Below are 14,483 nucleotides of genomic sequence, written 5' to 3' on the forward strand. Positions count from 1 at the left end.
TCGAGTGTTCAGCTTCGCTCGGAAATCAGTTTTTCTCGAGCGCCCACAGGTCGCTTTCGATGCTTTCGAACCTCTCTTTGAGGTGCGTCTGCACATCGAAAATCGCCCTGTTGTAATAGTGCGGAGCAATTTCGCGGGTAAACAGCTCAAGGATTTCAGCCGCTTCGAACGAACCCAGGTCCAGTTCGAAGCGGTCCTCCATGAAGCGCTTGATCTTGTGATTGGCCTCGCTCTCCTGCTCGGGAGTGAGGGTCAGGATCGGCGGCTTCTTCTTGGCAGCCATTTACCAGCGGCCATCCCACGCGGCGAAATTCTGCAGCAATTGCAGGCCATGGGTGTGGCTCTTCTCCGGGTGGAACTGCACGGCGAAACGCGAGCCATCGGCCAGCGCGGCGGCGAAATCGACCCCGTAATGACCGCTACCGACCACCTGCCGCGCATTGCCGGCAGCGATGTAGTAGCTGTGCACGAAGTAGAAGCGCGCCAGGTCCGGAATGTTGTGCCACAGCGGGTGAATCACCGTCTGCTTCACTTCGTTCCAGCCCATGTGCGGCACTTTCAAATGTTCGCCGTCTTCGTGCAGATCCTTGCCGAAGAACTTCACCTGGCCTGGAAACAGGCCGATGCAGTCGACGCCATCGTTCTCTTCGCTGCTGTCGAGCAAGGCTTGCATGCCCACGCAAATGCCAAGGAACGGACGGTCCTGGCTGACTTCACGTACCAGCGAATCGAAGCCCAGGCGACGGATCTCCGCCATGCAATCACGAATCGCACCAACGCCGGGGAATACCACCCGGTCGGCTTCGCGAATCACGTCGGCATCGCTGGTGATCAAGACCTTGCCGGCACCGACGTGCTCGAGGGCCTTGGCCACCGAGTGCAGGTTGCCCATGCCGTAATCGATAACCGCGACCGTCTGCATTACAGAACGCCTTTGGTCGAAGGCATTTGCCCGGCCATGCGGTCATCCAGCTCCACGGCCATGCGCAGCGCGCGGCCGAAAGCCTTGAACACGGTCTCGATCTGGTGGTGGGTGTTGTGCCCACGCAGATTGTCGATGTGCAGGGTGACGTTGGCGTGGTTGACGAAGCCCTGGAAAAACTCCTGGAACAGGTCAACGTCGAAGCCGCCGACGGTAGCGCGGGTATACGGAACATGCATCTGCAGGCCAGGACGGCCGGAGAAATCGATCACCACACGCGACAGCGCTTCATCGAGCGGTACGTAGGCGTGGCCGTAGCGACGGATGCCTTTCTTGTCGCCGATGGCTTTGGTGAAGGCCTGACCCAGGGTGATACCGACGTCTTCCACCGTGTGGTGGTCGTCGATATGCAGGTCGCCCTTGCTGACAATATCCAGGTCGATCAGCCCGTGACGGGCGATCTGGTCCAGCATGTGCTCAAGAAAAGGCACACCGATATCAAATCGGGCCTTTCCGGTGCCATCCAGGTTGATCGAGGCTTTGATCTGGGTTTCCAGAGTGTCGCGCTCGACAGACGCCATACGTTCGGCCATCACCAGCTCCGCAAAAAATCATTGGGGCGAAAAAGGCAGCCATTATAGGGTCGCGGGCGCTAAACAGAAACACGGGAGGTGATATCACTGACGGAGTGAACCCCGTGTTGTCGGGGATAGACATGTCCGTACAAGCATCTCAGGACCACTGATCGCTCACACGCAGAGCGTGTGAGCGATCAGTTACAGGGGCGATGTGTTTACTTAGTGGAAGAGGACAGCCGTTTTCTGCAGGGTCACCCAAACACCCCACGCCAACGGAATCCCTACCACCAGCCACGCAGCCACCGCCAATGGTTTGGTGCCCGCATCCGCTTTCCACTCCAGCACGGTGCTGGCGTCAGCACCCTTGTCGTGGCCCAGCGCCTGTTCGGCGGCCAGTTCGGCGTCGGTCATGAAGTACTTGTCCGCCACCGGGCGCACCAGCAGGTTGCAGATGAAACCCAGCACCAGCAGGCCCGCAAGGATGTACAAGGTGATGTCGTACGCTGCGGCACGTTCAACACCGATGCTCAGCTGATATTCACGCAGGTAGTTCACCAACACCGGCCCCAACACACCCGCCGCCGCCCAGGCTGTCAGCAGACGACCGTGGATCGCGCCGACCATTTGCGTACCGAACAAGTCCGCGAGATAGGCAGGAACAGTCGCAAAACCACCGCCGTACATCGACAGGATGATGCAGAACGCCGCCACGAACAGCGCAACGCTGCCCAAGTGACCGAGGTTCGGGATCAGCGCGTACAGGGCGAAACCCAGGGCGAAGAACACAAAATAGGTGTTTTTGCGACCCAGGTAGTCCGAGAACGAAGCCCAGAAAAACCGGCCACCGATGTTGAACAGGCTCAGCAGACCGGTGAAACCGGCAGCAATGGCGGCGATCGAGGCCAGTTGCGAAGCGTCCAGTTGACCGAACGTCAGGTCGTTGCCAAGCAATTTGCCGGCGAACACTTCCTGCAACAGCGGCGAAGCCATGCCGAGGATGCCGATACCCGCCGAAACGTTCAGGCACAGCACCAGCCATACCAGACGGAATTGCGGGGTTTTCCACGCCACATTCACGTGGACGTGCCGATGAGTGATCATCGCGTTCGAAGCTTTTTTCGCCGGAGCCGTCCAGCCTTCAGGCTTCCAGCCGGTTGGCGGAACGCGGTAGGACAGTGCGCCACCGATCATGAACACGAAGTAGATAGCGGCCATCACCAGGAAGCTCTGCCATACGCCCACACTGGTTGGCGAAGCAAAGTGGCCCATCAGGGCCGCAGCCAGTGGAGCACCGACCATCGCGCCACCACCGAAACCCATGATCGCCATGCCGGTCGCCATGCCGCGCTTGTCCGGGAACCACTTGATCAGGGTCGAGACCGGCGAGATGTAGCCCAGCCCCAGGCCGATACCGCCAATGACCCCGGAGCCGATCCACATCAGCCAGATCTGGTGGGTATAGACCCCCAGCGCCGAAATCAGCAGACCGCCACACCAGCACAGTGCCGATACAACACCTGCCTTGCGTGGGCCTGCGTGTTCGAGCCAACCGCCCCAGATCGCTGCCGAGCAACCCAGGAAGATGAAGAACAGGGTGTAGATCCAGCCGAGCATCGAGATCGGCCAGTCGCATTGCGACGAAAAGACCTGAGCGATGAAGCTCATGTCCGGCGCACAAGCCACGGCTTTGGTGACGCCCAGGGCTTTGGACAGCGGCAGCCAGAACACCGAAAAGCCATAGGCCATGCCGATGCAGAGGTGGATGGCCAGAGCGGCCGGTGGTACAAGCCAACGGTTAAAACCGGGCTTGGCGATGATGCGTTCCTTGGACAGGAACGCGGGCCGGTCGGCAAAGCCGTCCGCCGTAATGCTCGTAGTCATGGTGTTTCCCCCAATTATTAGTAGGGTTCGCCAGCCGCTCCTCACCCCCAGCCTTTATGCACGCAGACATGACTGTTTTTAGGTGAAGCTTCATTTTAGTGCGACATCACGTCGCAGAAGGACGGACGAACGGGCAGAGGTTACCATTTGCACGTGACAGAAAAACCAAACTGATATCACGTTTTGTATGTCATCCGATCTCGTACCACTGGATGAACATTGTTTTCACGGGGAATGGCTCCGTTTAACTTCACAGGAATTTCCATGCCGATCATTGTCGAGCTGCTGAACCAGGTCACTTATCAGGATCAGCAAGATCTGCAGAAGATCTACCGCGATGCCCCGAGCTGGCTGTTTGCGCCGTTTACAGGGGATGCTGAGCTGATCGAAAGCTGCTTGCGGGACGGCTCGCTGGTCGCCGGACGCTTCAACGATCGGTTGCTGGGCGCAGCACGTCTGCAACGGCACCATGACACCTGGCATTTGTCCCATTTATGTGTACGAAAAATCACCCGCCGCCGTGGTGTTGCCGAGCGCCTGGTAAGCGAAGCGCAGAAAATGGCGGTGCAATCGGGCGCGACATTGCGCCTGCTCGCGCCCGCCGGGCACCTAGAAGCCCAGGCGCTGGCGGCTAAGCTGAAAGTGCCGCTGGATGCGCTCCCGACATGATCGCTGACCGGGCGGCCACTTCGGGGCGCTATACTCCCCGGCTAAATTTCGAATTCGACTAATACAAGGACTCGCCCATGAAAGCGTTCGGCAAAATCCTGGGTCTGGTACTTCTCGGGCTGTTGCTGATCATTGTGGCGCTGGGCTTTGCCCTGACCCACTTCTTCGATCCCAACGACTACAAAGACGAGATTCGCCAGATAGCCCGCGACAAGGCCCACATCGAGCTGACGCTCAATGGCGATATCGGCTGGAGCCTGTTCCCCTGGCTGGGCCTGGAATTGCACGAAGCCAGTGTGGCGACCCTGGCCAAGCCCACCGAGCCGTTTGCTGACCTGCAGATGCTCGGTCTGTCGGTCCGTGTGATTCCGCTGCTGCGCCGCGAAGTGCAGATGAGCGATGTGCGCGTCGAAGGCCTGAACCTGCGCCTGAACCGTGACAAGGACGGCCACGGCAACTGGGAAGACATCGGCAAGGTGCCGGCGCCTGCGGCTGCGACGACCTCGACCACAACGCCCGCCACTACCGGCGAACCCGCGCCAACGACCACCGCCCAGGCCGAAAAACCGGCTCAACCGGTCCGTCTGGACATCGACAGCCTGACCGTCAACAACGCCCGCGTTGAGTACAGCGATGAGAAAACCGGCAAGCAGTTCAGCGCCGAAAGCATCCAGCTGAGTACCGGCCCGGTTCATGACTCGACCAACATCCCGGTCAAACTCACGGCGTTCCTGGGTACCAACCAACCGGTTCTGCGGGTGCGGACCGAGCTGGCCGGCGAGCTGCGCTTCGAGCGAGCGCTGCAACGCTACAAGTTCGAAGACATGAAACTCTCCGGCGAAGTCGCTGGCGATCCGCTGCAAGGCAAGACCATGACCTTCGCCGCTCAAGGTCAGTTGCTACTGGACAAGGCCGCCAACGTCGCCGAATGGACTGGCATCAAGATCTCCGCCAACCAGTTGCGCGCCTTGGGTGAACTGAAAGCCAACGACCTCGACAAGACCCCGCAAATCAGCGGTGGCCTGTCGATTGCCCAATTCGATCTGGCGAAATTCGTCGACAGCATCGGCCAGAAACTCCCGGCGATGGCCGAAGGTAGCCTGAGCAAAGTTGAACTGGTCAGCCAGGTTGCCGGCACGCCGACCAGCCTGTCGCTCGATAACATCAACCTGAAACTCGACGACAGCAACTTCAGCGGCCGCATCGCCATTGAAGACTTCGCCAAGCAATCGCTGCGGGCAACCCTCAAGGCTGACACCTTCAACGTCGACCGTTACCTGCCGCCGAAATCCGCCGAAGCCAACAGCGCAACTCAGGTGCGCAAGGCCGAAGTGGCCAGCACCGAGGCCGATGCCCTGGCCGGCCCTGGCAGCACACCGCTGCCGCCATCACCAACCAAAGGCCCGTGGAGCAGCGACCGCCTGTTCCCGGTGGAGCGCCTGAGCAAACTCGACGTGGACGCCGACCTGACCTTCGGCCAACTGACCCTCGACAAACTGCCGATTCAGAACGCGGCGCTCAAGGCCAACGGCCAGGGCGGCTTGCTGACCCTGGAGAACCTGCGCGGCGATCTGTACGACGGTAACTTCGAAGCCAAGGGCACCCTGGATGTGCGCCAGCAAGTGCCGACACTGAACATGCAGACGCGCATCAACAACGTGCCGGTGGAGAAAATCCTCGAGGGCCAGGGGAAAAATCCACCGGTCAAAGGCCAGGTCACGCTCAACAGCACCCTGACCGGCAGTGGCAATAGCGAGAGCGCGCTGATCGACAGCCTCAACGGCAACGCCAGCTTCGTCATCAACAACGGCATGCTGCTCAATGCCAACCTTGAGCAACAACTGTGCAAAGGCATCGCCACCCTGAATCGCAAAACCCTCAGTGGCGAACCACGGGGCAAGGACACTCCCTTCGAGGAGCTCAAGGGCAACCTGACTTTGCGCAACGGCGTGGCCAATAACCCGGACCTGAAAGTGCGCGTCCCAGGCATGACTGTGAACGGTAACGGCGACATCGACCTGCGGGTGCTGGGCATGGATTACCGCCTGGGCATCATCGTCGAAGGCGACAAGAGCGACATGCCAGACCCGGCTTGTCAGGTCGGCGAGAAATTCGTCGGCATCGAATGGCCGCTGCGCTGCCGTGGCCCGCTGGAGTTGGGCGCCAAGGCTTGCCGCCTCGACAGCGAACGCATGAGCCAGGTCGCCAGCAAACTGGCCGGCGAGCGCATCAGCGAAAAAATCGACGAGAAACTTGGCGATAAAGTCAGCCCGGAACTGAAAAACGCGCTCAAGGGGCTGTTCAAGCGATGAGAGCCGAGCAGTTTTCAACGGCCGTGCTGGATTGGTACGACCGCCATGGCCGCCACGATTTGCCTTGGCAGCAGGGCATCACCCCTTACCGGGTGTGGGTCTCGGAAATCATGTTGCAGCAGACCCAGGTCAGCACGGTGCTGAACTACTTCGACCGGTTCATGGCCTCGCTGCCAACCGTCGAAGCCTTGGCCGCAGCACCGGAAGACGAAGTACTGCACCTGTGGACCGGCCTCGGTTACTACACCCGCGCGCGCAACCTGCAAAAGACCGCGAAGATTGTGGTCGCCGAATATGGCGGCGAGTTTCCCCGTGATGTGGAAAAACTCACCGAGCTGCCGGGTATCGGCCTGTCCACCGCCGGGGCGATTGCCAGCCTGAGCATGGGTATCCGCGCGCCGATCCTCGACGGCAACGTCAAACGGGTGCTGGCGCGTTTTACTGCGCAAGAGGGTTATCCGGGCGAGCCGAAGGTCGCCAAACAGCTGTGGGCGAACGCTGAGCGCTTCACGCCACATGATCGGGTCAACGCCTACACCCAGGCGATGATGGATCTGGGCGCCACGCTCTGCACCCGCAGCAAACCGAGCTGCCTGCTCTGCCCGCTGGAAAAGGGCTGCGAAGCACACATGCTCGGCCTGGAAACCCGCTACCCGATCCCCAAGCCACGCAAAGCCGTGCCACAGAAGCGCACGCTGATGCCGATGCTCGCCAACGGCGATGGCGCGATTCTGCTTTACCGACGCCCTTCCACGGGCCTGTGGGGCGGTCTCTGGAGCCTGCCGGAACTCGATGACCTCGACGACCTGCAACATCTGGCTTCGCAGCACTCGCTGGAACTGGGCAGCCAGCAGGCACTGCCGAGCCTGGTGCACACCTTCAGCCACTTTCAGTTATCCATCGAACCCTGGCTGGTGCAGGTCCAGGAGGCCGGTCATCACGTGGCCGAGGCCGACTGGCTCTGGTATAACCTCGCCACCCCGCCGCGCCTGGGCCTTGCCGCCCCGGTCAAAACCTTGCTCGAGCGCGCGGCCGCCGTATTGAACGCAGGAGAGTCGTCATGACCCGCACCATCATGTGCCGCAAGTACAAAGAAGAACTGCCCGCCCTGGAGCGCGCTCCATTCCCGGGTGCAAAAGGTCAGGACATTTTTGACCACGTCTCGGCCAAGGCCTGGGCCGACTGGCAGAAACACCAGACCCTGCTGATCAACGAAAAACGCCTGAACATGATGAACGCCGAAGACCGCAAATACCTTCAGGGTGAGATGGACAAATACTTTTCCGGCGAGGAATACGCCAAGGCTGAAGGCTACGTTCCACCTGCTCAATAATTGATCAAAAACCGGGGTCGGCACGTAAGCGACGGTAATAATTAAATATTTTTTGAAAACTTGCTTGACGACCCCCTGAAAAACCCGTTTAATGCGCCCCGTTGCCCAGATAGCTCAGTCGGTAGAGCAGGGGATTGAAAATCCCCGTGTCGGCGGTTCGATTCCGTCTCTGGGCACCAAATACCGAAAACCCTGAATCGCAAGATTCAGGGTTTTTTTATGCCTGCGATTTAATCGGACATCACGCAAGCCACCTCTCCTGACTAGTTTTGACCGCCCCAGTGGAAAACCAGATTGCGAGCGGCACCACTGCCCACATCCGCCGTATCACGCCGCACCTCACCTTTATGCGTGGCGATAACGGTGTACTTGCCGGCAGGCAGCTGAACGTAAACCAACGGTCCAGCCTCACTCAGTGTCAGCACGGTCTGCCCTGCGGCTTTCTGAATAACCAGATCCACATCGGGAACGTATTCGTCCTGAGGCCCGGTGGAGAATGTCATGTGCAGGTTGTAGCCCTTGGTTTGCTGAATGGCTTTAGCCTCGTCCTCTCCAATCCCCCCGGACAGGTAGGTAATCCCGTTTTGTTGTTGCTGCTGGACTTGCACGGCCGAGCTGTCAATTGGCTCAAGGCTGGCGGCGTTAAGCGCGACTGGCAACAGCAGTAGGCCGACAGCGGCGATGGGCAGCATGAATGAATGGACGTACTTCATGATGGCGACTCCCGGGTTACGTAGAACCCACTCGTTACTCCTTTTAGATTTATCGCCGAATACTCAAGTTTTAGAACGATTCGGAATTGAGCTCACTGCGAATCGGACTACACGATTTACTCCTCAAGTACGAGCTGTAGTCGGTGGTGTCCTGCAAGACGAATCCGGTATTTCCTTCCGATTTACCAGCAGCGCCCGGCATCCCCGACTATCACTCTCTTGCCATCCTCTTGCGCCTGTTCCCTCCAGCTGCGGAAGATGTCATGAGCCACCTCAAACCCGATAACACTCAAGATCCACAAATGGCTTCACTGCTCGGCAGTCTTGGCGAACTGATCCGTGAAGCGCGTCAAAAGGTGCTGAGAGCGGTCGATACCGTTCAGGTGCAAACCTGTTGGCAGATCGGCCGGCATATTGTGGAATTCGAACAGGAAGGCGCTCGGCGGGCGGCTTATGGCAAGCAGCTGCTGTCGACGCTGGCCAAAGTCCTGACTTCCGAGTTTGGAAAAGGTTTTGACGAACGCAATCTGCGATACATGCGGGACTTTTATCAGACCTTTCCAATTTGGAACGCAGTGCGTTCCGAATTGAGCTGGACCCACTACCGCAGGCTGCTGCGAGTCGACAACGACAACGCTCGCCACTGGTACATGAACGAATCAGCGCTCCAGAACTGGTCAAGTCGCGCCCTCGAGCGTCAGATCAACACCCTCTACTACGAGCGCCTGCTGGCGAGTCGCGACCGGTCTGCCGTCAAACAGGAAGCCGCCATCAACATCCAGCAAATGAACGCCAGCCCTCGGGATTTCATCCGGGACCCCGTGCTACTGGAGTTTCTCGGCCTGCCCAATGCGGGCCTGGTTCAGGAAAGCGAACTTGAACAAGCACTGATCGATCAACTTCAGGGTTTTCTGCTCGAACTGGGCAAAGGCTTCGCCTTCATCGCTCGCCAGCAACGCATCAGTACCGAGAGCAAAGACTTCTACATCGATCTGGTGTTCTACAACTACCTGCTCAAGTGCTTCGTCATCTTCGACCTCAAGCGTGGCGTACTGACCCACCAGGATGTCGGCCAGATGGACATGTACGTGCGCATGTACGACGACCTCAAGCGCGGACCGGAGGACCGCCCCACCGTCGGCCTCATTCTCTGCGCGCAAAAAGATGAATCGGTGGTGCGCTATTCAGTGCTGCAAGGCAATGAACAACTGTTCGCAAGTACCTACAGACTGGTGCTGCCGAGTGAGGAGGAACTTCGCACAGAACTGGATCGGGAATGGGCGGTGCTTGAGGAACGGTTACTCAAACGCCCCCGATAAGCGCGGGCAGATTGTTCATAAACGGCATGACGACTATGGTGAGTAGCTCGCCGCCAAGGTTCAAATCCGATGAACTTACAGGACATGCCCTCACTGGCCCCGACTCAATTCGAGTTGCCGTTGCCCACCCGCACACCCGGCGAATCCTTCAAGGAGCCCGCCGCCGACGGCTTCCTCCTTGGCGGCTTCACCTGGCGGCACGCCCTTCAAGACCCGTCCCGCCCGGTGGTGATCATCAACGCCGCCACCTCAGTCCGTTGCCGACACTATTCGCGCTTCGCCGATTACCTGTTCGCCAACGGCTTTGACGTGATCACTTATGACTACCGTGGCATTGGCGAGTCGCGTCCCGCATCGCTGAAAGGGCTTGAGGCCTCATGGTCCGACTGGGGCGCGCTGGATTTCGAGGCGATGCTGCAAAAAGCGCAGCGCGAATTTGCGGGACAACCCATCAATGTCGTCGGCCACAGCTTCGGCGGCTGTGCTGCGGGACTGGGGGCCTCCGGGCATTTGATCCGACGCCTGGTGACAGTGGGCGCGCAGTTCGCTTACTGGCGTGATTACGCCCCCGCTCATCGCTGGCGAATGTTCGCCAAGTGGCACGTGGTGATGCCGTTGATGACGATGCTTTGCGGCTACTTCCCTGGCAAACGCCTGGGCTGGCTCGAAGACACCCCCGCCGGCGTGGTTCGCGACTGGAGCACACCCAGCAACCGATATGAGAAACGCCCCAGCGGTCGTCTCATCCACGCCAGAACCGGTCGGCTCCCCTTCGCCAACGTCAGCGCACAAACCCTGGCCATTAGCCTCAGCGACGATCCCTACGGCACGATTCCAGCCATAGAACGCCTGCTTGGCTACCTCACCGGCAGTACAAATACCCACCTGAGAATCACACCTGAGGACATCGGCGAAGAAGAAGTCGGACATTTCGCCTTTTTTCGCAGCGCATACCAAGCCACACTATGGCCCATTGCATTGTCCTGGCTGCAGACCGGCGAGTTGGCCCCCGATACACCCGGGCGGCGAATGCCACGCAACTGATTTGATGCACCCTCTCAACGAATTACGGAACGACGCCCATGGCCTCCGCCAACAAGCAGAACAAACGCGCCTCCCGCGCCAAAGCCAAGGCCAAGCAGAACCGCACCCAGCGGGCCGCCGCGCCGGTCGAGCTGGACCCGAACGACGATCGCATCGACTTCGAATCGGTGGACCTGACCGAACTGTTCAAAAAAATGATCGACGCCGAAAAGTCCAGCCAGCAGGCCATGTGCACAGCCTTCCTTGAAGACCCACTGCTGGAGCTGGTGTACGAACAGGAAGGCGAAGAAGGCGCGATGGACTTCATCCTCGCAGCGCTGATCGAGTACCGCCAATGGTCCACCGAGACCGACGAAGCCGGCGCCCTGGCGTGGATCGAATCACCGGCCTTCCAGGCTGATTACGTGGCGGCGTCCGACGCCATCGCGGCCCAAACCCAACAGAAAACCCACTGAGTTCCCATGGCATCCCTGAATAAGCAACAGAAACGCGCCAAACGTGCAAAGGCCAAAGCCAAACAGATCCGCATGGTCGGCAGAAAGCCTGCCGATCTGAACGATGACCTGGGTGAGATCGGCGAGCCGATCCCGGAATACACCCTGGCGATGTTCAGCAAAATGCGTGACGCCGAAGCCACCAGCCGCAACGACATGCTGCTGACCCTGCTGTCGAACCTTGCCGGGATCATCAGCGACCATCCAGAACTGCTGGACATGGAAAACGCCGACAACGAAGCCATGGCCGCCACGCACCTGGCCGCCGACATGCTGATCGATTACCGCATGTGGGCCGATGGCATGGACCGCGATACCGCCCAGGCCTGGCTGACCGATCCGCAATTCATCACTGACTTTGGCGATGCGCTGGACAGTTATCGTCAGTCGCTGGATGCGCAGGAAGAAAAGGGCGAGTAGACACGCCTCCTCTTCAGAACTAAAAACGGCCGCGTGTCATCACTGACAGCGGCCGTTTTGCGTTACGCGGTACGGATCAGCTCAGCACCACCGCGCCCAGTTTCTGCAGCTTGCGACGACGCGCCACAATCAAACCGGCAGCCACCACCAACACGCTCAACAGACCCGTCGCGAGGATCTCCACGCGATGCGCTTCCTGGAACAGCATGATGGTCAGGGCGGCGATGATGAATACGATCACCGCGTAGGTCAGACCCGGGAACAGCCACATGCTGAAGGCGATTTTTTCACCGCGAGCCATGCGCTGTTTGCGCATACGCAGTTGCGAAAACGCGATCACCAGGTACACCAGCAACGCGATGGCGCCAGAGCTGGCCAGCAGGAATTCGAACACGGCAGCCGGGGCCACGTAGTTGGCGAAGACTGCAAGGAATGCCGCAGCGGTCGACAGCATCACAGCCCAATAAGGCGTGCCGCTGCTATTGGTGCGCTGGGAAACGGCCGGCGCGTCGCCGCGTTTACCCAACGAGAACATCATCCGCGAAGCGGTGTAGAGCGCGGAGTTCAGGCAGCTGGTGACCGCAACCAGAACCACGATATCAACGATCAGCTTGGCATTCGGGATACCCATGCGCTCAAGCACGGTCTGGTAAGAACCAACACTGGCCAGAATCGGGTCGTTCCATGGCACCAAGGCCACAACGATGAAGATGGAGACGAGGTAGAACAAGCCAATCCGCCAGATGACCGAGTTGGTGGCCTTGGAAATCTGCTGGCCAGGGTTCTTCGATTCCGCGGCCGCGATGGTCACGATCTCAGTACCCATGAAGGAAAACATGGTGGTCAGAATCGCGCCGAGCACCGCGCCCATGCCGTTTGGCAGGAAGCCTTGAGTGTCAAACAGGTGCGACACGCCGCTGACCTGGCTGGTGGGCAGGAGGCCGAAGATCGCCAGAATGCCCAGACCGATAAAGCCTATGATCGCCACGACTTTGACCAGGGCGAACCAGAACTCGAACTCGCCATAGTTCTTCACGCTGAACAGGTTGGTCACCGTCAGCAGTAACGTGATGACCAAGGTGAAGGCCCAGATCGCCACGTTCGGGAACCAGGCATGCAGAATGGTCGCCGCAGCGTTAGCTTCCAGCGGGATGACCAAAACCCAGAACCACCAGTAGAGCCAGCCGATGGTGAAACCGGCCCAGTGACCGATCGCACGATCGGCATACGTCGAGAAGGAGCCTGTATCTGGCGATGCAACGGCCATCTCGCCGAGCATGCGCATGACCAGAACCACCAGCGCACCGGCGGCAGCGTAGGCCAACAGCACGGCCGGGCCTGCAGCGGCGATGGCGTGGCCGGAGCCGACGAACAGCCCGGCGCCGATAACACCGGCGATCGACAGCATGGTCACATGACGCGGTTTAAGCCCCTGTTCGAGGCCATTGGAGCTTTGCGTACTGCTCATTGAAACTACCTTTGCCTGGAAATCGATTCAGTCCACCCTGCCTGAAAATCCCTTCTCGTAAAAAGAATCCAACAGAGTGTTCCTTATTCTGCACGCAATAATTGCGCCAAAATGTTTCACGCCCCCGGTATACGCGGCCTGTGCGCCGATGGAGCGCTTATCGCAAGTCATTGAGATTAATGGCAATTAGCCAGAGCGTTACCTTGCCACCCACTTCAGGAACGAATCCATGCACCGGAAACACACCCAAAAAGGCAGGCGCGCACAATAAAAGTGCAGATCAGGAACGTTTGGCCGGTTAGCGCTTCCAACACCCCGCCAAAGCTGGCAACATCGCGCCTTTTTTTACGGGACAGCCGCACCCCATCGGGTTCAAACGGCTGTTCGGTTGATAGCAGCGCGACAGTCTGCTGTACCGATGCGACAACCTGCCACATGCCATCCGTTTACCGTCCCGAGCGCTGTTGGCTGCCATTCGAACGCTATGCTAGCTTGGCCGCCTCGCCAGGAAGGCGACCAACAGCAGGAGCGCAACACACTATGAGGAACGCACATGGCTGAGGCCACGCCCGCGCTTGAAATCCGCAACTTGCACAAACGCTACGGACAGCTTGAGGTGCTCAAAGGCATCTCGCTGACCGCCCGCGACGGCGACGTGATCTCGATCCTGGGCTCCTCCGGTTCCGGCAAGTCCACGTTCCTGCGTTGCATCAACCTGCTGGAAAACCCGCACCAGGGCCAGATCCTGGTGGCCGGCGAAGAACTCAAGCTCAAGTCCGCCAAGAACGGCGAACTGGTCGCTGCCGACGGCAAACAGATCAATCGCCTGCGCAGCGAGATCGGTTTTGTATTTCAAAACTTTAATCTCTGGCCGCACATGACCGTGCTCGACAACATCATCGAGGCCCCGCGCCGCGTACTCGGTCAGAGCAAGGCCGAGGCCATCGAAGTCGCCGAAGCCCTGCTGGCCAAGGTCGGCATCGCTGACAAGCGCCACGCCTACCCCGCTCAACTCTCCGGCGGCCAGCAGCAACGCGCAGCCATCGCCCGCACTTTGGCAATGCAACCCAAGGTGATCCTGTTCGACGAACCCACCTCCGCCCTTGACCCGGAAATGGTCCAGGAAGTACTTAATGTCATCCGCGCGCTGGCCGAAGAAGGCCGCACCATGCTGCTCGTGACCCATGAAATGGGCTTCGCCCGTCAGGTTTCCAGCGAAGTGGTGTTCCTCCACCAGGGCTTGGTAGAAGAACAAGGATCGCCGCAGCAGGTGTTCGATAGCCCGCTTTCGGCGCGCTGCAAACAATTCATGTCCAGCAACCGCTAACGG

At 59.3% G+C, this 14,483-nt stretch carries 16 protein-coding genes and 1 tRNA gene; 10 read left to right on the plus strand and 7 right to left on the minus strand.

Annotated elements, in window-relative coordinates; translation table 11 throughout:
- Positions 1 to 25: 25 nt before the first annotated feature.
- The 4 genes from JUI81_RS06480 to JUI81_RS06495 form a co-directional block, all read right to left on the minus strand.
- Positions 26 to 283, minus strand: a complete 258-nt coding sequence (locus JUI81_RS06480; RefSeq protein ID WP_018929213.1) for a DUF2164 domain-containing protein — start codon at positions 281 to 283, stop codon at positions 26 to 28.
- Positions 284 to 922, minus strand: a complete 639-nt coding sequence (gene hisH, locus JUI81_RS06485) for an imidazole glycerol phosphate synthase subunit HisH (RefSeq protein WP_018929214.1) — start codon at positions 920 to 922, stop codon at positions 284 to 286.
- Positions 922 to 1,515 carry an imidazoleglycerol-phosphate dehydratase HisB gene (gene hisB / locus JUI81_RS06490; protein WP_007939452.1) on the minus strand — a complete coding sequence of 198 codons (594 nt, stop codon included), beginning with the start codon at positions 1,513 to 1,515 and terminating at the stop codon, positions 922 to 924. Before hisB ends, hisH begins: the two co-directional genes overlap by 1 nt.
- 204 nt (positions 1,516 to 1,719) lie before the next feature.
- Positions 1,720 to 3,381: an OFA family MFS transporter gene (locus JUI81_RS06495; RefSeq protein WP_018929215.1), complete on the minus strand. Its 1,662-nt coding sequence runs from the start codon at positions 3,379 to 3,381 to the stop codon at positions 1,720 to 1,722.
- Between the two features lie 264 nt (positions 3,382 to 3,645).
- Here JUI81_RS06495 and JUI81_RS06500 point away from each other — a divergent pair, with 264 nt between their 5' ends.
- The 5 genes from JUI81_RS06500 to JUI81_RS06520 all read left to right on the plus strand — a co-directional run bounded on the left by JUI81_RS06500 (position 3,646) and on the right by JUI81_RS06520 (position 7,874).
- On the plus strand, positions 3,646 to 4,050 hold the full coding sequence (locus JUI81_RS06500) for an acetyl-CoA sensor PanZ family protein (protein WP_019581799.1): 405 nt from the start codon (positions 3,646 to 3,648) through the stop codon (positions 4,048 to 4,050).
- A gap of 77 nt (positions 4,051 to 4,127) precedes the next feature.
- Entirely contained in the window at positions 4,128 to 6,362 is a 2,235-nt protein-coding gene (locus tag JUI81_RS06505) for an AsmA family protein (RefSeq protein WP_028939596.1), read from the plus strand.
- Positions 6,359 to 7,426 (plus strand): A/G-specific adenine glycosylase, encoded by a 1,068-nt coding sequence (gene mutY, locus JUI81_RS06510; RefSeq protein WP_204123951.1) that lies wholly within the window; start codon positions 6,359 to 6,361, stop codon positions 7,424 to 7,426. The genes JUI81_RS06505 and mutY overlap by 4 nt, the downstream gene beginning before the upstream one ends.
- Positions 7,423 to 7,695, plus strand: a complete 273-nt coding sequence (locus JUI81_RS06515) for an oxidative damage protection protein (protein WP_018929219.1) — start codon at positions 7,423 to 7,425, stop codon at positions 7,693 to 7,695. Before mutY ends, JUI81_RS06515 begins: the two co-directional genes overlap by 4 nt.
- A 103-nt stretch (positions 7,696 to 7,798) precedes the next feature.
- Positions 7,799 to 7,874, plus strand: a tRNA-Phe gene (locus JUI81_RS06520).
- A gap of 84 nt (positions 7,875 to 7,958) precedes the next feature.
- Here JUI81_RS06520 and JUI81_RS06525 read toward each other — a convergent pair.
- The gene (locus JUI81_RS06525) at positions 7,959 to 8,408 is read right to left on the minus strand and encodes a hypothetical protein (RefSeq protein WP_019581795.1); all 450 of its coding nucleotides are present in this window, start codon (positions 8,406 to 8,408) and stop codon (positions 7,959 to 7,961) included.
- A gap of 263 nt (positions 8,409 to 8,671) precedes the next feature.
- Here JUI81_RS06525 and JUI81_RS06530 point away from each other — a divergent pair, with 263 nt between their 5' ends.
- The 4 genes from JUI81_RS06530 (at position 8,672) to JUI81_RS06545 (ending at position 11,685) form a co-directional block, all read left to right on the plus strand.
- Complete coding sequence (locus tag JUI81_RS06530) at positions 8,672 to 9,727, plus strand: YhcG family protein (protein WP_028939595.1); 1,056 nt, start codon at positions 8,672 to 8,674, stop codon at positions 9,725 to 9,727.
- Between the two features lie 69 nt (positions 9,728 to 9,796).
- Positions 9,797 to 10,771, plus strand: coding sequence for an alpha/beta fold hydrolase (locus tag JUI81_RS06535; RefSeq protein ID WP_204123952.1), 975 nt, complete (start codon positions 9,797 to 9,799; stop codon positions 10,769 to 10,771).
- 38 nt (positions 10,772 to 10,809) lie between these two features.
- Positions 10,810 to 11,226: a hypothetical protein gene (locus JUI81_RS06540; protein ID WP_019581792.1), complete on the plus strand. Its 417-nt coding sequence runs from the start codon at positions 10,810 to 10,812 to the stop codon at positions 11,224 to 11,226.
- 6 nt (positions 11,227 to 11,232) lie between these two features.
- The gene (locus tag JUI81_RS06545) at positions 11,233 to 11,685 is read left to right on the plus strand and encodes a hypothetical protein (RefSeq protein ID WP_064615876.1); all 453 of its coding nucleotides are present in this window, start codon (positions 11,233 to 11,235) and stop codon (positions 11,683 to 11,685) included.
- 76 nt (positions 11,686 to 11,761) lie between these two features.
- On the opposite strand, the gene gabP is transcribed toward JUI81_RS06545, so the two are convergent.
- Both gabP and JUI81_RS06555 read right to left on the minus strand, forming a co-directional pair.
- Positions 11,762 to 13,153, minus strand: coding sequence for a GABA permease (gene gabP, locus JUI81_RS06550; RefSeq protein ID WP_096481426.1), 1,392 nt, complete (start codon positions 13,151 to 13,153; stop codon positions 11,762 to 11,764).
- A 215-nt stretch (positions 13,154 to 13,368) separates the two neighbouring features.
- On the minus strand, positions 13,369 to 13,590 hold the full coding sequence (locus JUI81_RS06555) for a hypothetical protein (protein ID WP_155954631.1): 222 nt from the start codon (positions 13,588 to 13,590) through the stop codon (positions 13,369 to 13,371).
- 116 nt (positions 13,591 to 13,706) lie between these two features.
- On the opposite strand from JUI81_RS06555, the gene JUI81_RS06560 reads away from it, so the two are divergent.
- Entirely contained in the window at positions 13,707 to 14,480 is a 774-nt protein-coding gene (locus tag JUI81_RS06560; protein WP_204123953.1) for an ABC transporter ATP-binding protein, read from the plus strand.
- Positions 14,481 to 14,483 lie beyond the last annotated feature (3 nt).

Source organism: Pseudomonas sp. 008 (assembly GCF_016861935.1).
In the GTDB taxonomy this organism is placed as follows: domain Bacteria; phylum Pseudomonadota; class Gammaproteobacteria; order Pseudomonadales; family Pseudomonadaceae; genus Aquipseudomonas.